Here is a 21,130-nt window from a genome sequence, read left to right on the forward strand (position 1 = left end):
TCATGGTGGCTCCTCAGCAGACCCCTTCACGGCATCGACTCGACAGCCGCCCGGCTGTGCAGGGTTTCAGGAATCCAAGAATATGGAAGCACAGCAGGAAAGAGTTGCAGGTAATCGCTCCGGAATCGATAGGTGACGTCCAGCGCGTTGGGTGCCGACGGGCCAAACGTAAAGGCCCGGTCCACCCAGTTCCGTCGGCTCTGAGCGCTGGCATTGTGTGGTGCAGGTGCGATCATCGAGCGTGCCAGGGATTCGCGAACCACCAGTTTCGCTTCCACATCGCTCGCACCCAGTGCAAGGGCACGAGCACCGTCTTCCACCGCGCGGGAGAGAGCCTGCTGGGCATACAGAGCCAATCCAAAAGTGGTCAGCCCATACAGCAACGGCATCAGAGCGAGCAGGATCAAGGCAAACTCTATGGCGGCAATGCCGCGCTGACACCGGCCTCGTCGTCCCCGACGCGCCCATAGCTTGGCACTTTTGGCGAGTGCCGCTGTCACAGCAAGGTCCTCCCGTCCAGCAGCACACTCGCCTGACCAATCACAGTTTGCGGCATGCCAAACCCGGGGAAAGGCGGGATCACCTGCGCCAGGCCTGATGCCTCCACACGAACCAGAATACGGCACGCGCCGGGCCATCCCTCCTGAGGCAGGCACTCGGCAATGCTGGGTTCGGCTGACGAACAGTCATCGGGGTCGCCGAGGCGCTGCACGCACGTGCGAATCCCAGGAGTGACCGGAAGCCAGGTTCCCAGCCGGCGAAGGACCATCGACTCAGCGGCCCGCTTCCGGTAGCTCATCTGATCGCCGACTTCCGGTACACGCACCCGCAATGCGGCACGGGCGCCGTCTTCCGCAGCATGCTGGAGAGCTAGTCGATAAGTGAACAGCAGGGAATAGCAGATCAGCGCGTAGATCAGGCCAAAGAACACCAGGAACACCAAGGCGAACTCCATCGCATACACCCCCCGCTGACTGTGACGGCGGGCGCCCAGGTAAATGAGTCCGGCGGTCATGGCATCGCTCCCGTACAGCACACGCTTCAGCGCCCGCCCGCGCCCTGACCTGACTTGGCGCCAACCGAAGACTGGAAGCGCTCGGGAATCGGGTGCTCGAAGCTCTTGAGATAGCGCTCGCGGCTGCGCTGGGCGATTTCGCCGGGCAGCGGACGCGGCACAGGTGAGGCCAGCTGCCCGGTGCGCTGCAGAGCCAGCAAGTGCTGCGTGCTTTCGCCCACGCGTGGTGCGGCGGGCGCCATCGGTTCGGCGGCCGTCGGCTCCGCGGCCGTCGCAGCGCTGGCCCCGACCGGCGCGGCGCTCTGCGCGAGCGGCGCGGCGTCGACGACCACGGGTGCGACCGTCGGCGCCGCCAGGGCCTGCACCGGAGAGCCCGCCTGGGCCCCGGCGGCAAGCGGAAGTGCGGCCGCCAGCAGGCCGGCCAGCAGCGGCGCCGCGGACCGGGTCCGAAATTCGGGGTGCATCTTCAAACCCTCCTTCATGGTGTAGGCGCAGGTCCCGGCTGCGCCGGTTCGCTGCGCACTTCCTTCCAGGTCGAACTGCGCAGCGCCAGCGGGGCGCGGCGGATGCGCACCTGGGTGGCGGCAGCGCCCATTGGCATGCCCGCTTCGACGACCGCAGGAGCCGCCGCATCGCGGCCTTCCGGTGCGCCGGCCAGCGCCGCTGCGGCAGCGGCCCGCGCCTGCGCCGCCGTTTGCTGCACGGCGGCGCGCGAGGCCTCGCCCTGCTTGAGCGCCGCGAGCACCTGCTCGGCCTGCGCGCCCTGGTCGCTGGCCAGCAGCCAGGCGGCCAGGTTGAGCTGGGCGCGCAGGTCCTCGGGTTGCAGCTGCGCGGCCTGCATCAGCGGCACGCGGGCCTGCGCCAGTTGGCCGGCCAGCAGCCGTGCATAGCCCAGGTCGCCGATCACGCGCGCATCGGCCGGGCTGCGCTGGCGCGCCTGCTCCAGCCAGGTCGCGGCCTGGACGAAATCGCCCTCGCCGCCCGCCAGCAGCCCCAGGCCGTGCAGGCCGGCCGCGGCGTCGGCCGCATTCGGCGCCCGCGACAGTTGCGTGTACGCCGCGCGGCTGGCGGCTGTCTGGCCGGTCTGGCGCAGCGCGTCGGCGCGCAGGCGCAGCACGGTGGGCGTGCTGCCGCCCTGCTGTTCCAGCACGTCGATGTGCGCGAGCGAGGCATACCAAAGGCCCTCGCGCTGCATCTGCTCGACCAGGCGGCGGTGCGTGGCCACGGGGTCGGATTCGGGCGCGGCGGCTTCGGCGGTGCGCGCCTGAGCCTGTGCCTCGGCTGCGGCCGGGTAATGGGTCTTGGGCGCGCCGCAGCCGGCCAGCAGCGCCAGCCCGGCCAGGGCCAGCGCGCCGCGTGACGCCAGAAGGTGGCGTCGGTGTTTTTCCGCCGGGCCGCCCCAAGGAAAAACGCGCCCCCTCGGGGGGCAGCGGACCTCGCGAAGCGGGGAAGCGTGGGGGTCGTTTTTTTCCGCCGGGCCGCCCCAAGGAAAAACGCGCCCCCCTGGGGGGCAGCGGACCTCGCGAAGCGGGGAAGCGTGGGGGTTGTTGTTCATCGGCCCATGGCTCCCAGCGAACGGATGATGGCCAGGAAGCCCGGCCCGGCCGTGACGATGATCAGCGCCGGCAGCAAGGTGGTGACCATGACGGCAGTCATCTTCACCGTGGTCTTGCCGATGCGCTCCTTGAGTTCGGCGCGGCGCGCCTCGCGCAGGCGCTCGCCGTACTGGCGCAGCGGCTCCTGCACGGCGCCGCCGTGGCGGTCGATCTGCACGATCAGGTCCACCAGGCCGGCGAGCGCGTCGTTGTTGAACACGGTCGCCAGCCGGTTCAGCGAATGCTCGCGCGTGCGGCCCCGCGCGTACTGGTGGTTGGCCAGTTCCAGTTCGCGGCCCAGCGCGCGCAGCACATGGCCGAAGTCGTTGGCCATGATCTGCATGCACTGGTCCAGTCCCAGGCCCACGCCCTGCAGCAGCCGCAGCAGGTCGACGAAAAGCGGCAGCTCGCGCGCCACCTGCTCGCGCCGCCGCGCGGCCAGCATGCCCAGCGCCCACTTGGGCAGCATGAAGCCCAGCGCGAAGGCGACGGCCATGGGCAGCATGCGCTGGCCCTTCCAGTAGCCCGCCTGTCCCAGCAGCAGCACCAGGCCCGGCAAGGCCAGCACCAGCAGCACGCGCAGGGCCAGGAAGATCAGTTGCGCGCGCGTCGACGGCCAGCCGCACTGGTCGATCAGGCGCCGGTCCTCGTCGGCGACCAGCATGCGGCCCAGGCGCGTGTGCAGCCAATGGGTCGGCAGTTCGGCGCCGCGCGCCGCATGGGCGGCTGCCGCAGCCGCGTCCATCGGGGCCGCGTCGGGGCGCTCGCCGGCTTCGGCCGGCAGCCCGCGCGCGATGGCGCGGCCCACCACCGCGCGTTCGCGGTGGCGCTGCACTTCGCGCAGCAGCAGCGACACGCCCACCAGCAGCACGGCCGCCACCAGCAAGGCGGCGCTCAGGGTGTAGAGCAGTTCCTTGCTCATGCCAGCCTCGCCAGGCGGTAGAGCAGGAAGGCGCCCAGCAACTGCAGCGCGCCGGCGCCATAGAGCATGTGGCGGCCCGACTCGTCCTGCCACATCCGCATGAAGTAACCCGCATTGAGCATCACGATGGCCATGCCCACGCCCACGGGCAGCAAGCCCAGGATCCAGGCCGACAGCCGCGTTTCGGCCGACAGGGCCGTGAGTTCCTGCTCGGCCTGCTCGCGGTCGCGCATGAAGTTCGCCACGCGCTCAAGCAGCAGGTCGGCCCGGCCGCCGTAGCGCACGCCCAGGCCCAGGATGGCGGCCAGCAGGTACATCTCTTCGATGCGCACGGTGCGCGCCATCTGCAGCAGCGCCTGGTCCAGCTCGGCGCCGCCACGCACCAGGCTGGCCGCCTTTTCGAGGTAGCCGCGCAGCGGTTCGGCCGCGCTGGGGATGGACAGCTGGAAAGCCGCGTGCGTGGAGTTGCCGATGGTGATCAGCCGCACCATCGCGTCGATGAACGTGGGCAGCTGCCGCACCAGCTTGCGCCGGAAGCGCTGCACGGCCAGCCAGATGGCGAAGCCGCCGAAGACGCCGCTGAGCAGCACCACGGCCGCCGCGGCCGGCGGGCCGACGAACAGGCCGGCCGCCGCCGTGGCCACGAGCGCAGCCACGGCACCCAGCAGCAGCAGGCCGGGGCGCACCGCGCCGGCCATCCAGCCGGGCAGCGCGAAATGCAGGCCCCTGCGCGGCGGTGCGGCCGGCACAGCGGACGAGGCGGCCGGCGCATCGAACAGCGGCTCCGGTTCGCGCATCCACGGCGCGGGCTCGATGGCCTCGGCCGTGGCGGGGCGCAGCTGCCGGTCCAGGTGCGCGCCCACGGCCGCGCGTTCGCGCTCGCGCGCCGAGAGGTGCCACAGCCACAACCCCGCCGCGGCCAGCAACAGGGCCAGCGCGAGCACGATAAGCAGGCGCTCAGGCACGGCGCTCCCCCGCGGCGCGCAGGCTCTGGCGCAGGCGAGCGATCTTGGGCGAATGCGGCTGGATGCCCAGCGAGACCCAGCGGTCGCGGTCCTCGCCTTCGGGGCCGTGCACGGTCTCGTGGCGGTACAGCTCCTGCATCGCGACCACGTTGTCGTTCACGCCCGTCACTTCGGAGATCGACAGGATGCGCCGCTGCCCGCCCGGCAGGCGGCCGATCTGCACGATGAAATCGATCGCGTTGGCGATCTGGCGGCGCAGGCTCACCTCGCTGCCCTGGAAACCCGCGAAACCGGCCAGCATCTCCAGCCGGTACAGGCATTCGCGCGGCGAACTGGCGTGGATGGTGCCCATGGAGCCGTCGTGGCCCGTGGTCATGGCCTGCAGCATCTCGATGACCTCGGCGCCGCGCACCTCGCCCACGATGATGCGGTCGGGCCGCATGCGCAGGCTGTTGCGCAGCAGGTCGCGGATGGTGACCACGCCCGCGCCGTCGAAGCCGCCGGGCCGGCTTTCGAGCCGCACGACGTGCGAATGGCCGAGCGACAGCTCGGCCGTGTCCTCGATGGTGACCACGCGCTCGTAGTCGGGAATGAAGGTGGCCAGCGCGTTGAGCAGCGAGGTCTTGCCCGAGCTGGTGCCGCCGCTGACCAGCACGTTGCAGCGCGCGCGCACGGCCATCTCCAGCAACTGCGCGATGGTGGGGTCGAAGGTGCCCAGCTTGATGAGGTCGGCGGGCGTGAGCGGGTCCTTGCGGAACTTGCGGATCGAGACCGACACGCCGTCGATGGCCAGCGGCTCGATCACCACGTTGAGGCGGCCGCCGTCGGGCAGGCGCGCGTCCACCATCGGGTTCGCCTCGTCGAGCCGGCGCCCCAGCGGCGCGAGGATGCGGCGCACGATGCGGATCACGTGCTCGTCGTCGGCGAAGCGCAGTGACTCGCGCTGCAGCACGCCGCGCCGCGACACGTACACGTTGCGGTGGCCGTTGATGAGGATGTCTTCCACCGCCGGGTCGGCCAGCAGGTCTTCCAGCGGCCCCAGGCCCGCCAGTTCCTTGGTCAGCGCGTCCGCGATCAGCTGCGTCTCGCGCTCGTTGACCGGCACGCGCTGCAGGCGCACGAAGCTTTCCAGTTCCAGCTCCACGAACTGCTGGATGGCCGTGCGCGACCAGCGGCCGAACTCGGCCCCCAGCTCCTCGATGCGCGTGAGCAGGTGCTCATGCGTCCAGCTCTTGATGTCCTGGAACTGCTGCGAATGCACGAAGGCGTCGCTGTCGTCGGAGAACTCGATTTCCGTGCTCACACCATCCTCCCCCGGTCAGTCGCCCATGCCCCGGCCGCCGCCAAGCCGCGCCTTCAGCGCCTGCCAGGCCGAGCGGGCCACCGCGGGCATGCCCGCACCGCCAATGCGGGCGCTCGCGCCGCCCGCGGCCCCGCCTTCCTGGCGCAGGCTGCGCGCCAGCGCCTGCACGGCCTGCGAATACGCGTCGCTGCGCGCGCTCGTCACCAGCATCTCGCCGCGGCTCGCCGCCGCCAGCAGCGCGGCCCGGCGCGCAGGCACCACGTGCGCGAGGGCCAGGCCCAGGCGCTGCGCGATGTCGCCGGCCCCCAATCCGGCCTGAGGGTCGAACTGGTTGATGACCAGTTGCAGCCGCTCGGCCGGCAGGCCGCGCGCGGCCAAGTCGCGCAGCAGCGCGGCCGTGGAGACGACCCCACCCAGGCTCTGGTCGCACACCACCCAGACGCGGTCGGCCGCCCGGGCGACCTGCGCCACGAAATCCGCCGGCGCGAAACCGCCCAGGTCCACCACGCGATGCGTGAAGAAGTCGTCCAGCCGCTGGATCAGCGACACGGAATCGGCATGCGAGATCTCGCGCATCTGCGCCAGCTGGGCCGGCAGGGGCAGCACCGACATCCCGCTGCCATGGCGCGCGAAGGCGCTGTGCACCAGCGTGCGGTCCAGCCGCCGCAGGTTGCGCACGCCGTCGACGAAGCTGAATTCGCTTTCGCTGTCCAGGTACATCAGGCTGTCGCGCGCCGGCAGGCCCAGGTCGAGCAGGGCCACGCCCTGCGGCGCGTCCTCGTCCGCGGGCTCGGCGGGTGGGGCCTGGCTCGCCGCGATGGCGGCCGCGCCTTGCTGCAGCACCAGCGCCAGGCTGGCGGCCAGCGTGCTCACGCCCAGGCCGGCGCGCGCGCCGAGCAGCGCCACGGTCTGTCCGCGCGAATGCGGCCGCTGCGCGGGCCGGCGCGCCAGCACCGCCGCCAGCACGGCTTGCGCTTCGGCGGGCGTGGCATCCAGGTCCACGAAGTCATGCACGCCCGCGCGCAGCGCCGCCAGCATGGAGGCCGGCTCGCTCGCGCGGCCCACGCCCACCACCGGCAGGTGCGGCCACGAGTGGGTCAGCGCCTTGGGCAGCGACTGCAAGGGCGCGGCGGCCGCGCAGAAGTCGATGAGCAGCGCCTGCGGCCGATGGCGCGCGATCTGCGCGTCCAGCAGGCTGGCCGGCGCATCGCCGGGCACGGGCAGCACGCGGCCCTGTTCCCAGAAGCTGCGGGCCAGCCAGTCGGCATGCGCTTCGGCCTGCGAGACCAGCAGGTAGCGGTGCGGGCCCGCGGGCGCCGCCTCTTCCGGCGCGGGCGCGCCCTGCTGCGCGTCGTGCGGCCCGCGCGGGTCTTCCACCGGTCGCAGGAGGGGGCGGCTGCTCATCGGGAAAAGCCCGGCACGGGCGCGTCGCTCGCGCCGCCCAGAAGGATCTGCCGCCACACGGGCGCGTCGCGCTGCTCGTTCTGGCCCGGCAGGTAGGTGTTCAGGTCGGTGCCCCGCGCGATGGGCCGCACCAGATGCGGCGTGACCACGATCACCAGCTCCTTTTCGGACTGCTGGTAGCTGTTGCGGCGAAAGAAGCTGCCCAGCACGGGCAGGTCGCCGAGCATGGGCACCTTGTCCACGTTGGAGGCCGTGCTGCGGCTCACGAGCCCGCCGATGACGAAACTCTCGCCATCCCCCAGTTCCACGGTGGTGTCGGCCCGGCGCGTGGTGATGGCAGGCACGGCCGTGCCATTGATGCTCAGCGCGTTGGCGTAATCCAGGTCGCTGGCCTCGGGCGCCACCTTCAGGCCGATGCGCGCATCGGACAGCACCGTGGGCGTGACCGTGAGGCCGACGCCGAACTGCTTGTATTCGATGGAGGTGGTGCCCAGCCCCTGCGGCACCGGGATGGGCAGTTCGCCGCCGGCGAGAAAGCTCGCGCTTTGGCCCGACATGGCCACCAGCGTGGGCTCGGCCAGCACGCGGGCTAGGCCGTTGCCTTCGAGCAGGCCCAGGTTCACGCCGATACCGGCCTTGCCGAAGTTGAACAGCAGGTTCAGCGCCTGCGCCAGGGGCTGCGTGTATTCGCCCGTGATGCTGCCATCGCTGCCCATCGACGATTCGCGCAGCGATGCGGGCGAGAACACACCGAAGCTGAAGCCATGCGAATTGGGCCGCGTGCTGAAGATGTTCAGGCCCACCTGCTTGAGGGTGGAGCGGTTGAACTCCACCACCTTCACGTCCACCTGCACCGTGTGGCTGCGCACGTCGACCTCCGAGCGGTCGGCAAGCACGGCCTTGTCGCCGTGGCCGGCCGCCACGCGCTCGCGCGCCTGCGCATGGGCCTGCGCGTCGGCAAAGCGCCCTTCCACCACGGCCGTGCGGCGCTGCACCTGCAACTCGTAGCGGTGAGCGGCCGCGCGGCCCTTTTCCCACACCATCAAGGTCGTGACGCCCGGCGCCTTGCCCGTCAGGATCAGCCGCGCGGCGGGCGAATGGGCCTGCTGGCGCGTGACCGTCACGGCCGCGATGGCCTCGTCGGCAATGGCGATGCGCTCCACGCCCGCGCCGAACACCAGCTCCTGCTGGCTGCCGACCTGCAGCAGCTGCCGCTGCATCTCGCCCGGCGCCGGCTGCAGCGCGGCGCCGGCCGGTGCCACCGCTCCCGCGCTGCGCGCGGCCGCGGGCTTCATCACGGCAGCGGGCGCTGCCGGCTGCGCCAGCGTCGCGCCGGGCGCCAGGGCCAGCGCCGCGAGGCAGGCGCGGGCCCACGCGGTGCACCCACACGGGCCCGCGTGGGCGATCGAGTTGCGCCGCAACGGCGTCGGAGGCAGGGCCGGAACAGGGTTCATATCAATAGTGCAAGGTGTCCCGCTGGCTGCCGCGGATCACTTCGACGGCCTGCCCTGCCGGCGCGGCGGGTGCCCGCGGGGCGGCCGTTCGCACTGGTGGGGCGGCCGAGGCGGCCGCGGCGGATGTCCGCACGGCCGGGGCGGCGGCGCCGGCGGCCAGGTCGGCCGTGGCCAGGCCGGCGTGCGCCTTGTCCAGGCCTTCGAGCGGCGGGCGCGGCGGCTCGCCCGCGCGGCGTGGCCGCGGCTGCAGGGCTGTCGGCAGCTCGGCGAACAGGCTCGGGTCCGGCACCTGGGTGTCGTCGGGCCGGCGCAGCGCCAGCAGCAGCCGCGCCTGGGCATCGCCCAGCGCGAGCCGGTTCACCTCTTCCACCGGCACGGCCAGCACCGTGGTGCGCACCGGCTCCTGGCGCTGCGCTGCCGCATCGCCGCGGCTGCCGCTGCCCGCGACGCCAGCACCGGGCCGCGCCGGGCCGCCATCGACGGAGGCGCTGCCGAAGGCCAGCACCCGCAGGCGCGGCAGCAGCAGGCGGGCCTGGCCGCGCTCGACCTCCCGGCTGTCGCTCTTGAGCACGAAGAACACATCGACGTAGTCGCCCGGCCGGATGCGGTTGCCCACGCCCATCACCTCGTCGGCCTTGACGGCCACGGCGCGCTCCCCCGGCTCCAGCCGCAGAGCCAGGCCGGAGACCAGCTGGCTTTCGGTGATCGGCGTGTTCTCGCCCAGGTCGTACACAGGCACGCGGCCAACGGCGGCGGCTTCGTCCGCCACCGCATCGGCCAGCTGGATGGGCAGCTGCACCACGCGCAGCGCGTCCTTCTCGATGGGCTGCCCGGCCGGCAGCGGCTTGGCCGCCACCACCACGGCGAACTGCGCCTGCGGCCGGGGCGCCACCGCGCTCGCCGGCGCGGCCGGTGCCACGGGCGCCGGCTTGCGGCCGAGCATCCAGGCGTAGGCGGCCAGGGCCAAGGCCAGCAGCAGCAGGACGATGGCGGCGACGCGGGTGAAGCGGGTCATGGGCTCTTGCGTTCTGGGATTTGCAGCGCAGCTCAAAGCAGCTGAAGGGGGCTGAGCTGGACCACCGACTCGCTGCTGAGCGTGGCAGGCACGGGCAGCAGCGAGGGAATCAGCGGTGCAGCCCGGTAGTCATAGGCGATGCGAACGGTGATGCAGGTCAGCGCCGTGTTCTCCGTGCAAGCCACAGAACTGACCACCGGTTGAGGATCGCTGCTGCCCGTGGCTGCCTGCAGCCACGCCAGCGGACGTGCTGCCGCCGCGCGCGCGGCGTCCATGCGCTGCGCCAGTGCCTGGGCGCTGTCAGCGGCGTTCTGGTAGCGCAGCGCCGCCCGCCCGCCTTCGGCGGCCGCCAGGGCCATCGTGTGCTGCGCCCCGAAGATCAGGCCGTAGGTCACGATGGCGTAAAGAATCAGAAACAGGGCCGGAAAGAGCAGCACGAACTCGACGCTGGCCGAGCCCTGCTCCTTGCGCATGGCCGCTGCAGCGCACAGCGGGCGGCCCTCATTCAGGACATGTGGTGTTGCCATGCCAGCCACCCCATCGTCATCACGGCCATGTGGGCCGCATAAGGAATCTCTCGCTTGCGGGTGCGCGGCAGGCCCGTGCGGGAGCGCCAGACCAGCAGCGCCAGCGCATGCACACCCGCCAGCAGACTGGCGCCCACCCACACCCACAGCAGCGGCCAAGGGCCGATCCACAGGCCCAGGGCGGCGGCGAACTTGACGTCGGCCGCGCCCATGAGGCCTACCGCATAGAACCCCAGAAGAACGGCAAAAGCCGTTGCTGCAGTCATCACCGCAGTGCGCCAATCCACGCCCAAAGGCTGCCAGCCACCCACCAGCGCTACAACGGCCGTGCAGACACCAGCCAGGACAAGCAGGTTGGGGACTCGACGATGGCGCAGGTCGCAGGTAGCGATGCACACCAGCCAGATCGACAGGACGAACGCCACCGCTGTGATCAAACCCCGAACTACTGGCCAGTCATGGCATTCGCGATGTTCTGGAACGTGGTGGTCAATGCAGTCCCAAAAAAGCCATCCTCAGCGAACACTGCGACCAGAATGATCGCCATCAGGCCGGCAATGATCCCGTATTCCACGGCGGTCGCCCCTTCTTCGTCATTCCAGAATGCCAGCACCTTGTCCATGATTCGCTCCTTCCATGATTGATGGTCGTCAACAACACTTCACAACTGTGTCTTGACGATCTCATCGTAGGAAGGGGTGGACGATGGGGCAATTCAGTAAAAAGCACTCATCAGCAAAAAATGAGGCCCTTGGAACTACCAGAAAGCGGAAAAAATCCTCATTTTTCAGCGATTTCTTGACGCATTTTGAAACGCACGTTGTTTCACATGGACAACTGCGTTACCGGCGCAGCCGCAGAAACCGGTTCACCAAAGTTACCTGTGGCCGTGCATGCACGAGGCTCAGATCCACTCTTCATGGAAGATCTTCCAGTGCTGGCCAGAGAGCAGCCAGTACTGCCGGCGCGTGGCGCCGGTGCGCGCACCTTGTGCGACCTCGCCGAAGCTGACCACCATCAGGTCCTGCTTGTCCTTCCAGCGCAGCACGGAGACGTCCTTGAGTTCGATGGGCGGCTGGGTCCGCACCCGGGCCATCTCTTCCTGCAAGCCCGGGAACTGGCGGCCCAGCCGGCCGCCGCGCACCGCATCCGGCAGGTAGAAGGCCTGCCAGCGCGCCAGGTCGCCCTGCGCGCGCGCATCGCGCCAGGCCAGCACCTGGCGCCGCAGCGGCTCGGCCTGCGCCGCGGCCTGGGTCGCGGGCACCCAGTCCAGTTGCTGGGCGATCACCACCACCGTCGCGCCCACGTCCGTCATGCGGATCAACTGCCGCAGGTCGTTGTCGGCCAGCACCACGCAGCCGTCGGTGGCCAAAGGCGCGCGCGCATATTGCTCGGGCGGCACGCCGTGCAGCCAGATGCCGCTGCCCGTGCGTCCGGCACGCACATCGAAAGGGTTGGGGTAGTTGATGGGCAATGCGCCCGCGCCATAGAAGTCGCGCAGACCCTTGGGCGAGAGATGGCTGGTGATGTGGTACACGCCCAGCGGTGTGCGCGCATCGCCTTCGGCCTGCTTGCCGGCGCCGGCCTTGCCGATGGAGACATAGAAGTCCTGCACTTGCACCAGTCCCTGGTCGGTGTTGCGCAGCACATACAGGCGCGAGCGCGACACGTCGACCGCGAGTGCATAGCGGCTGGCACGCGGCACGGCCAGCAGTTGCGAGGGCACGGCCCCTGCGGGCGGGCGGTGCCGCAGCGCCTGCAGCCGGCGCTGCTGTTCGGTGCGCAGCTCGCCCAGGGCCGAGCGCGCCTCGGCGCCTTCGAGCTCCTGGCGGGCAAGGCGCCGGTCGGCCGGCGCCAGGCGCACCGACAGCAGGTCGGCGTACATCAGCTGCGCGGCCTGGAAGTTGGGATGGTCCCGCACCAGTTCGCGGGCCTTCGCCAGCGCCTGCGACGGCTGCCCCCGGCCCCACAGCGTGTAGACCTCGATCAGCCGCGCTTCGGCACGGTCGGCGCCGCGCATGGGCATCGACCCGGATGCCGCCGTGGCGGCCACGGCCGCTGCGGTGGCCGGCGCCGCGCGGCCCATGCGCTCGGACGGCCGGGCCACCACGCGCGCACCGCGGGCCGGACGCGGCGCGGACACAGCCCTGCCCGCTGCGCCGCGGGCCGCAGCAGCGGACGGTGCCGGCGTGGCTTTCTTGCCCCCTTCGTTGCGGGCCTCGCCGCCAGCGGCCGGACGGGACGCCGCAGGCTTCTGCGACTTCTTGGCGGGCGCCGCCGCTGGCGGCGCGGCGGCCCCGGCGGGCGCAGGCAACTGCGCCGCCAGGCCGATCAGGACGGCGCCGGCCAGGCGCGCCAGACGGTCTTTCCCGGGCCTTGCCCCTGCAAACGCCGGCCGGCGCACGGGCCCGCCGGCCTGGCCGCGCAGGCCGGCCCCGCTCGCCCCCTCAACGACCACCCACGGCTTCCCGCGTGATGCGCCAGGCGCCACCCTGCTGCTGAAGGTTCAAGGTCTTGCGGCTGCGCACGTTGAGCGCGTCGGCCTTGTAGATCTGGAGGAAGCGCGCCACGGCCTTGTCCCCGTCCACGCTCACCTGCAGCTGCTGCAACTGCACCTCGATGCCCGACTTGCCCACGATGCGCTGGCGGCGCTCTTCCTCCCAGGCCGCGCGGCTGGCGCCGCCGGGCACTTCGAAAGTGCTGGCGTAGGCGCCCAGGTAGGCCTTCATGTCCTGCGCGGCCCAGGCGGCCGCCCAGTCGCGCACCGCCTTCTCGACGGCCGCCTGGGCGGGTGCATCGGCCACGGACGGCGTGGCGGGGCCTTCCTTGGCGGACGGGGCGTCGGCCACAGCCGCGGGCTTGGGCGGCGCAACAGCCGTGGCGGGAGTGGCAGGAGCGGGCCGGGCCACCGGGGCTGCCGGCGCCGCCGCGACCAAGGGTGGCTTGGCAGGAGCAGGAGCAGGAGGCGCCACGGCAGCCGGTGCCGCCACCGGCGCCGAAGGCGTCGAGGGCGCGCGGGCGACCTGGGCGCTCGCAGCCGGCGCCGCCAGCTGGGTCGCGGCCTCCGGCGCCGTGGCCGCGCCGCCGGCGCCGGCGCCGGGGAACAGCGTGCGGATCACGGCCAGCTTGGGCGCCACCGCCGCCTGGTTCTGGCCGAGCTGCAGCGCCTGGCTGTAGGCGTCACCCGCGAGGCGCGCATAGACGTCGCCCAGGTTCTCCTGGGCAGTGGCGTAGCTGGGATTCGTGCGCAGCGCAGACTCCAGCGCCACTCGCGCACGGTCGTACTGCCCTTGCGACGCGTGCAGCACGGCCAGGTTGTTGTAGGGCTCGGGCAGTTCGGGCGCGTCCTGCGTCAACTGCGTGAAGGTGGCGATCGCATCGGCGCGGCGGTTGGACTCCAGCTGCGCCACCCCCTTGAGGAAGCGCATCTGCACGTCCCGCGGCTTGCCCGCCAGGTACTGGTCGGCACGCGACAAGGCCTCGTCGTACTTGCGCGACTGGATCAGGGCATCGACGGCGTCATGCTCGCTGGCCAGCGCCGCGCCTGCGCCAAACGCCATCAGCAGCGCCAGCGTCAACGCGGCGGGCTTGGCACGGCGGCGCGCCAGCAGCGCAGACAAGGGAAATTGACGGCTCATAAACACCCGATCCTTTTTGTGCATCGACACCCGATCTTTTGCCTCGGGACAGAAGTTCCATGTCCACCGGCGCACGGTTTTTCCATGGCGCAGCCCGGCGCCGGGAATTGCGCGCGGATTGTAGTTATTGACAGAGGATTGACATCTGTTTCCACGCGCAGGACCGCGCCCGGGGGCGCCCGGGCGCGCAGCGCGATGCGTCTTTCCAACGCCCGGGCTCCGGGCAGGCCCGCCCTGCTTCGCCGCGGCGCTCAAGAAAAAAGCGCATGGGCCTGAACCCATGCGCTTTTGAATTTGGTAGGACGTACAAGATTCGAACTTGTGACCAACGGATTAAAAGTCCGCTGCTCTACCAACTGAGCTAACGTCCCTCGGCTGGATGGCCGACCGGGGTGAAACCCCTTGTGGTTCTTGCCGCGCCTTGCGCTGCAAAGCCCGCGAGTATAGCGTCTTTATGGCGGCCTAAGCCAATTCCGGCCCCGTCCGCGCGAGCCGATCGAGCACCCAGCCCGCCGCGCACTGGCCGAAAGTGGCCGTGACGCTGACCACCGAGCCATAGCCGTGGCAGTTGAGGCTGCCGTCGGCGCCTTCGATCTGGCAGGACGCATCGGGCGGCGCCACGGGCTCGCGGCTGAAGACGCAGACGGTGCCGATCTTCTTGCCGCCGCGCGGCGCGCCGTGCTGCTTGCGCAGCCGCTGGCGCAGCTGGGCCAGCAGCGGATCGTGCGTGGCCGCGCCCAGATCATCGATCTCCACCTGGTGCGCCAGCCGCTTGCCGCCTGCCGCCCCCACGGTGATGAACGGCACGTGCCGCCGGGACCGTGCCCACACGGCCAACGCCAGCTTGGCGCGCATCTGGTCGCAGGCGTCGATGAGGGCGCTCACGGGCCCGGCGCCCTCTTCCGCCCGGGCCAGCAGCGCCTCCCAGTTGTCGGGCTCGACGAACTCATCGATGGCCTGCACCTGGCAATGGGGATGGATCTGGGCGATGCGCTCGCGCATGGCTTCCACCTTAGCCTGCCCGACGGTGCTGTCGAGCGCGTGGATCTGGCGATTGATGTTGGACTCGGCAATGTGGTCCAGATCGATCAGCGTCAGCGCGCGCACGCCGCTGCGCGCCAGCGCCTCGGCCGTCCAGGAGCCCACGCCGCCGATGCCCACCACCAGCACATGGGCCGCGCGGATGCGGGCCGCGCCGGGTACGCCGTACAAGCGATCCAGCCCGCCGAAGCGGCGGGCTGGATCGGGGCTCGGCCCGTCCTCGGCAGGCGCCGAGGACGCGTTCACGCCATGCTGCACGTGCGGATCAGCGCAGGCGCGCCAGGCGTTCACGCCCGGCCTGCGCGGCTTCGGACTGCGGATAGGCCTTGATCAGGTCTTCCAGTGTGCGGCGTGCCGCGCGCGTGTCCTTGAGCTCGATCTGGCAGTTCGCGATCGACAGCACGGCCTCCGGCGCCTTCGCATGGCTGGGCGCCACGGACAGCATGGAGCGGAAGTTGGCGATGGCCTCGGTGTAGTTGCGCGTGGCGTACTGCGCATTGCCCAGCCAGAACAGCGCCGACGGGCTGTAGCCGCTGCTCGGGTAGCGCTTCACGAATTCCGCGAACGCGGTCTGCGCCTGCGCGAACTGGCCCGAACGGAAGACGCCCAGCGCGGCTTCGAATTCGGTCTTCTCGCGCGGGTCGGCCGTGAATTCGCGGCCGTCCACGTTCACCTGCGTGGGCGCGTTCTCCTGCAGCTTGGTCGTGATGTCGGCCTGGCGCTGCTGGGTTTCCGCCAGCGCGCGCTGCAATTCCTCGTTCTTGCCGGTCTGGCGCGCGATCTCGCCGCGCAGCCCGTCGATCTGCTGTTGCAGCTCGACCAGGCTGCGGCGCAGCTGGCCGTTCTCGTCGGCCAGGCGCTGGTTGTTGGCCTCGGCCTGCGTGCGGATGGTTTCCACGCGCTGGCGCAGATCCAGGATGGCCTTGCGCGCCTCGCCGTCCTCGAAAAGCGCAGCCTGCGCGGAAGCTCCGCACAAGGCCAGGGCGGCCAGGGCCGCCGCGTGCCAACGGAATCGCCGAGTGCTCATCAGCGGTAGACGATCTCGGCGCGGCGGTTCTGCGCCCAGGCTTCCTCACCGCTGCCTTGCGAGGCCGGCTTTTCCTTGCCGAAGCTCACGGCTTCGATCTGCGCGTCGTTCACGCCCAGCAGCGTGAGCGCGCGGCGCACGGCCTCGGAGCGCTTCTGGCCCAGCGCCAGGTTGTATTCGCGGCCGCCGCGCTCGTCGGTGTGGCCTTCGATGGAGATGCTACGCGAAGGATTGGCCTTCAGGAAGCGCGCATGGCCATCGATCAGCTGCTGGTACTCGGGCTTGATGGTGTAGCTGTCGAAGTCGAAGTACACGATGCGCGCCACGCCCACCGGTCCCTGGCGGGTCTGCGCGTTCGGGTCGATGGTGACCGGCGCCACGCCGCTGGCCGAGCCCGAACCGCCCGCGCCCGCGCCGCCCATGCCGCTGCCCGCGGTCGAAACCGGGGCCTCGTTGAGCTTGGTGCCCGACGAGCAGCCGGCGATGAGTGCCACGATGGCCAGGGAACAAAGGGAACGCTTGAGCATGCTGGAAACTCCTCTCGAATCGAACTGATTGATCTTGGTTGACTGAACTGAACTCACACTTACTGTTTCTGGAACGGACCCCAGTCGGGCTCGCGGATGTCGCCGGCACGCCCGGCCAGGCGCGCCTTGATCTTTCCGTCGAGCGTCGTGGTCATCAGCGCCTCGCCGCTGGGCAGTCGGGTCGCGTAAAGGATCAGCTTGCTGTTGGGCGCGAAGCTCGGATTCTCGTCGGCCGAGGTGTCCGTCAGTGCAGTCACGGTTCCGCTGGCCAGCTCCATGACGTGCAATTTGAAAGCCCCGCCCACGCGGGAGATGTAGGCCAACCACCGTCCGTCCGGGCTGACGGCGGGCGAGATGTTGTAGGAGCCCGTGAAGGTCACGCGCGTGGGTGCGCCGCCGCCGGCAGGCATGCGGTAGATCTGCGGCGCGCCGCCCCGGTCGCTCACGAAGTAGATGCCGCTGCCGTCGGCCGCGAAGGTGGGCTCGGTGTCGATGCTCGCGCTTTGCGTCAGGCGGCGCGGCTCCCCGCCGCCGGCCGGGATGGAATAGAGCTGCGAGCCGCCGTCGCGGCTGAGCGTGACCGCCAGCGACGCGCCGTCGGGCGCCCAGGCGGGTGCACTGTTGGAGCCGCGGAAGTTGGCCAGCAGGCGGCGCTGGCCGCTGGCCACCGTGTGCACGTAGACGATGGGCTTGCGCGACTCGAAGGACACGTAGGCCAGTTGCCCGCCGTTGGGTGACCAGACCGGCGAGATGATCGGCTCGGGGCTGGCCAGCGCGGCCTGCGCGTTCTCGCCGTCGGCATCGGCCACCCACAGCGTGTGGCGCCCGCCGGCGCGCGTCACGTAGGCCACGCGCGTGGAGAAGATGCCCTTCTCGCCGGTGAGCTTCTCGTACACGTAGTCCGCGATGCGGTGCGCCGCCAGGCGCAGGTCGGCCTGCGGCACGGTGTAGCTCTGGCCGCCCAGGTCGGCGCCGCGCACCACGTCCCACAGGCGAAAGCGCACGTCGTAGCGGCCGTCGGCCAGGCGCGTGACGCTGCCGGCCACCAGGGAATCGGCCGTGCGCTGGCGCCACAGGCTCAGGTCGGGGCGGCTGGTCTCGTCCAGGGCCTGACCCGAGGCGTCGACGCCGCGGAACTGGCCGCTGCGTTCGAGGTCGGCCTGCACGATGGCCGAGATTTTGTGGGGCGAGGCCTCCTCGCCGCGGAAGGGCACCAGGGCGATGGGCAGCTGCGTCAGTCCCACGCCCGAGACCTCGACGCGGAACTGCGCGAGAACGGGCAATGCGGGGGAGGCCATCAGGGCCGCCAGAAGGGCTCGGCGGCTGGAAATCGCGGCAGACGCAGGAAACGCGGGCGGCAAGGGCTTCTTGTTCATGCAGTACGGAGGATTTCCCGGAAAGAAAGTTTCCAGCGGGCGGAAAGCACGTAATGGTACACACTGCTTGCACACCTTTCGTAACTGTGCAATACGGCGCGGCATTGGCTGACAAGCGGGGTGCGGCTTCGGGCACGGCGGCGCGCGCAGGCGTCGCCAAGGCGGCCCAAAGGCGCCCCGTAGAATCCGCCGCCATGCAGTCTTCCGCCCCCGATACGCCGGCGCAACTCCCCCTGAAGCGCCGGCTGGGCCGGCTGATGACCTGGTTCGGCGGCTCGCGCAAATGGTGGGGCCTGGGCGTGTTCATGGCGCTGCTGGCGGCCTTGACCGAGCCGCTGATGCCCGCCCTCATGCAGCCGCTGCTGGACCGCGGCTTCACCCAGGGCCGGCTCGCGCTGTGGACCGTGCCGGCCGCGATCATCGTGCTGTTCGCCGTGCGCGGCCTGGCGCAGTTCGTGTCGCAATACGCGCTGGCGCGCATCGCCAACGAAGGCATGCAGCGCCTGCGCCGCGTGCTCTTCGAGCGGCTGCTGTCGGCCGAGCTCGCCCTCTTCTCGCGCCAGTCGGCCAGCGCGCTGTCGAACACCGTCGTCTATGAGGTGCAGACCGGCGGCGTGCTGCTGGTGCAGGCGCTGCTGAGCCTGTCGCGCGACGGCTTCACCGTGGTCGCCCTGCTCTTTTACCTGCTGTACCTCAACTGGAAGCTCACGCTGGTCGTGGCGCTGCTGGTGCCCGGCGTTTCGTGGATCATGAAGGCGCTCTCGCGGCGCCTGTATCACCTGACCCGGCAGGGCCAGGCGGCCACGGACGAGCTGGCCTATGTCGTGGAAGAAAACGTGCTGGCCCACCGCATGGTGCGGCTGCACGGCGCGCAGGCCGGCCAGGCCGAGCGCTTCGAGACGCTGAGCCACCGCCTCAACCGGCTGGCCGTGAAGTCCACCATCGCGTCCGCCGCCATGACGCCGCTCACGCAGCTGTTCGCGGCCGTGGCGCTGTCGGTGGTGGTGATGATCGCGCTGTGGCAGTCGGGCGAACAGGGCCTCACGGTGGGCGGCTTCGTGGCCTACATCACGGCCATGCTGATGCTCATCGCACCCATCCGCCGGCTGGCCGACATGGCCAATCCGATCACGCGCGGCCTCGCGGCGCTGGAGCGCGGCGTGGCCCTGATCGACCACACGCCGACGGAAAGCGAAGGCGTTTTTGCACCCGCGCACCCCCACGCACGCGCCGAAGGGCGGATCGAGCTGCGCCAGGTGCGCGTGAACTACCGCGACGACAGCGAGGCCCGTGCGCTGGATGACGTGTCCTTGACCGTGCGGCCCGGCGAGGTGGTGGCTTTCGTCGGCCCCTCCGGCTCGGGCAAGAGCACCCTGGTCAACCTGCTGCCGCGCTTCGTGCTGCCCTCTTCCGGCCAGGTGCTGCTGGACGGCACCGACGTGGCCGAATGGCGGCTGGCCCGCCTGCGCGCGCAGTTCGCGCTCGTCAGCCAGGACGTGGTGATGCTCAACGACACGCTGGCGGCCAACGTGGCGCTGGGCCAGGCCATCGACCGCGAGCGCGTGCAGCAGTGCATCGCCGCCGCCAACCTGGCCGAACATGTGGCGCGCCTGCCCGAGGGCATGGACACGGTGCTGGGCCACAACGCCACCCAGCTGTCGGGCGGCCAGCGCCAGCGGCTGGCCATCGCCCGCGCGCTGTACCGCGACGCGCCGGTGCTGCTGCTCGACGAGGCCACCTCGGCCCTGGATGCCGAGTCCGAACGCCAGGTGCAGGAAGCCCTGCAGCGCCTGATGCAGGGCCGCACCACGCTGATCGTGGCGCACCGGCTGTCGACCATCCAGCATGCCGACCGCATCGTGGTGATGGAGCAAGGCCGCATTGCCGAGCAGGGCAACCATGCGCAGCTGATGGCGCTCGATGGGCTTTATGCGCGGCTGCAGCGGCACGCGGGCGGGGCGCGCGTGGACGCGGGCGGCGGCGAGGAAGCGGCGGCCAGCGCCTGAGCACCATCCCGCCCTGCGGCGGCCACGCCGCCGAAGCGGGCCCGGCTCAGAAATCGACCACCACCGAGGGCGCGCTTCTGCGGGCCTCGCCGTGGTACACGGCCTCGATGTTGTTGCCGTCCGGGTCCAGCACGAAGGCAGCGTAGTAGCCCGGGTGGTAGGGCCGCTCGCCGGGGGCGCCGTTGTCGCGCCCGCCATGCGCGAGGGCGGCCCGGTGGAAGGCATCGACGGTGGCCCGGTCCTTGGCCTGGAACGCCAGGTGATGCCGGCCCGTCAGCTGACCCAGCGCCGCCTCGCTGTCGGCCGAAGACACGAAGAGTTCGTCGGCCCAGAAATAACTGTCGCCGGTGCCGCCGATCGGAATCTCGAGCACGGCCAGCACCGCGGTGTAGAACGCCTGGCTGGCCTTCAGGTCGCGCACGACGAGTTGCAGATGGTCGATGAGCCGGCCGCGATGCAGTTGGTTGGTTTCCATGGAGGGGTCCACTGAGAGCGTGTTCAAAGTCTCTTGAGCAAGAGCACCAAGAATGCCAAGTGGACGAACTGCAGGCTGGTGTTGAGCCATCGCTCGCAGTTCTTCCACAGCCTCCTGTTCTTGTCCAGCCAGGCAAAGCTGCGTTCCACGACCCAGCGCTTGGGCATCACCTTGAAAGTGTGAAGCTCGCTTCTCTTGGCGATCTGCACCGTCACATGCCCTCCCAGAATCTGCTGCACGCCTTGCGCGAACGGCCGACCGATGTAGCCTGCATCGCACAGCAGGCTTTGTAGCCGGCTCAACCGGGGCTTGCAGCGCTGTAGCGCCTGCAGTGCGCCTTTGCGGTCCGTCACCTCGGCCGTGGTCACCGCTATCGCATGCGGCAATCCCTGGGTGTCCACCGCGATGTGGCGCTTGATGCCCGAGACCTTCTTGCCTGCGTCATAGCCCTTAAAGCCCGCCGTGTGCGTGTTCTTCACGCTCTGCGCGTCCACGATCAAGAGCGTGCTGCAGGCGTTGCGCCCCAGTTTCTCGCGGGCCGCGCCAACCTGATTTTTTTAATGCCTGCTCCAGCAGGCTGCCACCCTCGCGTGGCTCGCTCCAGATGGCAAAGTACGAGTGCACGGTGCGCCACTTGGGAAAGTCGCTGGGCAGTGCCCGCCACTGACAGCCCGTGCGCAGCAGGTAAAGCACGGCGCAAAACACCTCGTACAGCTCCACTTTGCGTGGGGCAGTCTTTCTGCGCGCACTCTCCAGCAATGGCCGGATCACCTCGAACTGCTCGCGCTTGATGTCGCTGGGGTAGCCTTTTCTCACCCACCGAGCTTCTCACATCAAGAG

Annotated in this window: 22 protein-coding genes and 1 tRNA gene; 1 reads left to right on the forward strand and 22 read right to left on the reverse strand. The window is 70.4% G+C overall.

Going from position 1 to position 21,130, the window contains the following annotated elements:
* Positions 1-26: 26 nt before the first annotated feature.
* The 20 genes from LG388_RS11230 to tolB form a co-directional block, all read right to left on the reverse strand.
* Entirely contained in the window at positions 27-500 is a 474-nt protein-coding gene (locus LG388_RS11230; RefSeq protein ID WP_225782910.1) for a TadE/TadG family type IV pilus assembly protein, read from the reverse strand.
* Positions 497-1,015 carry a TadE/TadG family type IV pilus assembly protein gene (locus LG388_RS11235; RefSeq protein WP_225782911.1) on the reverse strand — a complete coding sequence of 173 codons (519 nt, stop codon included), beginning with the start codon at positions 1,013-1,015 and terminating at the stop codon, positions 497-499. Before LG388_RS11235 ends, LG388_RS11230 begins: the two co-directional genes overlap by 4 nt.
* A gap of 26 nt (positions 1,016-1,041) precedes the next feature.
* Positions 1,042-1,479, reverse strand: coding sequence for a DUF3613 domain-containing protein (locus tag LG388_RS11240; RefSeq protein ID WP_225783578.1), 438 nt, complete (start codon positions 1,477-1,479; stop codon positions 1,042-1,044).
* A gap of 14 nt (positions 1,480-1,493) precedes the next feature.
* Positions 1,494-2,240 carry a hypothetical protein gene (locus LG388_RS11245; RefSeq protein ID WP_225782912.1) on the reverse strand — a complete coding sequence of 249 codons (747 nt, stop codon included), beginning with the start codon at positions 2,238-2,240 and terminating at the stop codon, positions 1,494-1,496.
* Between the two features lie 326 nt (positions 2,241-2,566).
* Positions 2,567-3,532, reverse strand: coding sequence for a type II secretion system F family protein (locus LG388_RS11250; protein WP_225782913.1), 966 nt, complete (start codon positions 3,530-3,532; stop codon positions 2,567-2,569).
* Positions 3,529-4,497 carry a type II secretion system F family protein gene (locus LG388_RS11255; protein ID WP_225782914.1) on the reverse strand — a complete coding sequence of 323 codons (969 nt, stop codon included), beginning with the start codon at positions 4,495-4,497 and terminating at the stop codon, positions 3,529-3,531. Before LG388_RS11255 ends, LG388_RS11250 begins: the two co-directional genes overlap by 4 nt.
* Complete coding sequence (locus LG388_RS11260) at positions 4,490-5,800, reverse strand: CpaF family protein (protein WP_225782915.1); 1,311 nt, start codon at positions 5,798-5,800, stop codon at positions 4,490-4,492. The genes LG388_RS11255 and LG388_RS11260 overlap by 8 nt, the downstream gene beginning before the upstream one ends.
* 15 nt (positions 5,801-5,815) lie before the next feature.
* Complete coding sequence (locus LG388_RS11265) at positions 5,816-7,204, reverse strand: histidine kinase (protein WP_225782916.1); 1,389 nt, start codon at positions 7,202-7,204, stop codon at positions 5,816-5,818.
* Positions 7,201-8,658 (reverse strand): pilus assembly protein N-terminal domain-containing protein, encoded by a 1,458-nt coding sequence (locus LG388_RS11270; protein ID WP_225782917.1) that lies wholly within the window; start codon positions 8,656-8,658, stop codon positions 7,201-7,203. Before LG388_RS11270 ends, LG388_RS11265 begins: the two co-directional genes overlap by 4 nt.
* Position 8,659: 1 nt before the next feature.
* Positions 8,660-9,673, reverse strand: coding sequence for a Flp pilus assembly protein CpaB (gene cpaB, locus LG388_RS11275; protein ID WP_225782918.1), 1,014 nt, complete (start codon positions 9,671-9,673; stop codon positions 8,660-8,662).
* 32 nt (positions 9,674-9,705) lie between these two features.
* On the reverse strand, positions 9,706-10,146 hold the full coding sequence (locus LG388_RS11280; protein WP_225782919.1) for a TadE/TadG family type IV pilus assembly protein: 441 nt from the start codon (positions 10,144-10,146) through the stop codon (positions 9,706-9,708).
* 32 nt (positions 10,147-10,178) lie between these two features.
* Positions 10,179-10,625: a prepilin peptidase gene (locus LG388_RS11285; protein ID WP_225782920.1), complete on the reverse strand. Its 447-nt coding sequence runs from the start codon at positions 10,623-10,625 to the stop codon at positions 10,179-10,181.
* A gap of 20 nt (positions 10,626-10,645) precedes the next feature.
* On the reverse strand, positions 10,646-10,822 hold the full coding sequence (locus tag LG388_RS11290) for a Flp family type IVb pilin (protein WP_225782921.1): 177 nt from the start codon (positions 10,820-10,822) through the stop codon (positions 10,646-10,648).
* Between the two features lie 282 nt (positions 10,823-11,104).
* Positions 11,105-12,343, reverse strand: a complete 1,239-nt coding sequence (locus tag LG388_RS11295; protein ID WP_225782922.1) for a murein L,D-transpeptidase family protein — start codon at positions 12,341-12,343, stop codon at positions 11,105-11,107.
* Positions 12,344-12,647: 304 nt separating this feature from the next.
* Positions 12,648-13,838 (reverse strand): tetratricopeptide repeat protein, encoded by a 1,191-nt coding sequence (locus tag LG388_RS11300; protein ID WP_370630145.1) that lies wholly within the window; start codon positions 13,836-13,838, stop codon positions 12,648-12,650.
* Between the two features lie 295 nt (positions 13,839-14,133).
* A tRNA-Lys gene (locus tag LG388_RS11305) sits at positions 14,134-14,209 on the reverse strand.
* A 91-nt stretch (positions 14,210-14,300) separates the two neighbouring features.
* Positions 14,301-15,137 (reverse strand): ThiF family adenylyltransferase, encoded by an 837-nt coding sequence (locus tag LG388_RS11310; protein WP_370630172.1) that lies wholly within the window; start codon positions 15,135-15,137, stop codon positions 14,301-14,303.
* Between the two features lie 7 nt (positions 15,138-15,144).
* Positions 15,145-15,906 carry a tol-pal system protein YbgF gene (gene ybgF, locus LG388_RS11315; RefSeq protein ID WP_225782923.1) on the reverse strand — a complete coding sequence of 254 codons (762 nt, stop codon included), beginning with the start codon at positions 15,904-15,906 and terminating at the stop codon, positions 15,145-15,147.
* Positions 15,906-16,433, reverse strand: a complete 528-nt coding sequence (gene pal / locus LG388_RS11320) for a peptidoglycan-associated lipoprotein Pal (RefSeq protein WP_225782924.1) — start codon at positions 16,431-16,433, stop codon at positions 15,906-15,908. The genes ybgF and pal overlap by 1 nt, the downstream gene beginning before the upstream one ends.
* A gap of 59 nt (positions 16,434-16,492) precedes the next feature.
* Entirely contained in the window at positions 16,493-17,731 is a 1,239-nt protein-coding gene (gene tolB, locus LG388_RS11325; RefSeq protein WP_225782925.1) for a Tol-Pal system beta propeller repeat protein TolB, read from the reverse strand.
* Between the two features lie 272 nt (positions 17,732-18,003).
* On the opposite strand from tolB, the gene msbA reads away from it, so the two are divergent.
* Positions 18,004-19,815 (forward strand): lipid A export permease/ATP-binding protein MsbA, encoded by a 1,812-nt coding sequence (gene msbA / locus LG388_RS11330; RefSeq protein WP_225782926.1) that lies wholly within the window; start codon positions 18,004-18,006, stop codon positions 19,813-19,815.
* 46 nt (positions 19,816-19,861) lie between these two features.
* Here msbA and LG388_RS11335 read toward each other — a convergent pair whose 3' ends face one another.
* Positions 19,862-20,290, reverse strand: a complete 429-nt coding sequence (locus tag LG388_RS11335) for a VOC family protein (protein ID WP_225782927.1) — start codon at positions 20,288-20,290, stop codon at positions 19,862-19,864.
* A gap of 23 nt (positions 20,291-20,313) precedes the next feature.
* Positions 20,314-21,106, reverse strand: a protein-coding gene (locus LG388_RS11340) for an IS5-like element ISStma16 family transposase (protein ID WP_225782928.1) whose coding sequence is annotated in 2 segments (ribosomal slippage) — positions 20,314-20,848 and positions 20,847-21,106 — 795 coding nt in all. Because the reading frame shifts where the segments join, the coding sequence is not laid out codon by codon here.
* Positions 21,107-21,130: the final 24 nt, after the last annotated feature.

Source organism: Xenophilus sp. Marseille-Q4582 (assembly GCF_916700565.1).
GTDB lineage: Bacteria > Pseudomonadota > Gammaproteobacteria > Burkholderiales > Burkholderiaceae_C > Xenophilus.

What these genes read in the sequence shown, in the direction of transcription:
- LG388_RS11280 (WP_225782919.1), bottom strand. Translation starts at nt 10,146, where the DNA reads ATGCGCAAGGAGCAGGGCTCGGCCAGCGTCGAGTTCGTGCTGCTCTTT.
- LG388_RS11240 (WP_225783578.1), bottom strand. Translation starts at nt 1,479, where the DNA reads ATGCACCCCGAATTTCGGACCCGGTCCGCGGCGCCGCTGCTGGCCGGC.
- tolB (WP_225782925.1), bottom strand. Translation starts at nt 17,731, where the DNA reads ATGGCCTCCCCCGCATTGCCCGTTCTCGCGCAGTTCCGCGTCGAGGTC.
- pal (WP_225782924.1), bottom strand. Translation starts at nt 16,433, where the DNA reads ATGCTCAAGCGTTCCCTTTGTTCCCTGGCCATCGTGGCACTCATCGCC.
- ybgF (WP_225782923.1), bottom strand. Translation starts at nt 15,906, where the DNA reads ATGAGCACTCGGCGATTCCGTTGGCACGCGGCGGCCCTGGCCGCCCTG.
- LG388_RS11235 (WP_225782911.1), bottom strand. Translation starts at nt 1,015, where the DNA reads ATGACCGCCGGACTCATTTACCTGGGCGCCCGCCGTCACAGTCAGCGG.
- LG388_RS11270 (WP_225782917.1), bottom strand. Translation starts at nt 8,658, where the DNA reads ATGAACCCTGTTCCGGCCCTGCCTCCGACGCCGTTGCGGCGCAACTCG.
- LG388_RS11300 (WP_370630145.1), bottom strand. Translation starts at nt 13,838, where the DNA reads ATGAGCCGTCAATTTCCCTTGTCTGCGCTGCTGGCGCGCCGCCGTGCC.
- LG388_RS11335 (WP_225782927.1), bottom strand. Translation starts at nt 20,290, where the DNA reads ATGGAAACCAACCAACTGCATCGCGGCCGGCTCATCGACCATCTGCAA.
- LG388_RS11250 (WP_225782913.1), bottom strand. Translation starts at nt 3,532, where the DNA reads ATGAGCAAGGAACTGCTCTACACCCTGAGCGCCGCCTTGCTGGTGGCG.
- LG388_RS11265 (WP_225782916.1), bottom strand. Translation starts at nt 7,204, where the DNA reads ATGAGCAGCCGCCCCCTCCTGCGACCGGTGGAAGACCCGCGCGGGCCG.
- LG388_RS11290 (WP_225782921.1), bottom strand. Translation starts at nt 10,822, where the DNA reads ATGGACAAGGTGCTGGCATTCTGGAATGACGAAGAAGGGGCGACCGCC.
- msbA (WP_225782926.1), top strand. Translation starts at nt 18,004, where the DNA reads ATGCAGTCTTCCGCCCCCGATACGCCGGCGCAACTCCCCCTGAAGCGC.
- cpaB (WP_225782918.1), bottom strand. Translation starts at nt 9,673, where the DNA reads ATGACCCGCTTCACCCGCGTCGCCGCCATCGTCCTGCTGCTGCTGGCC.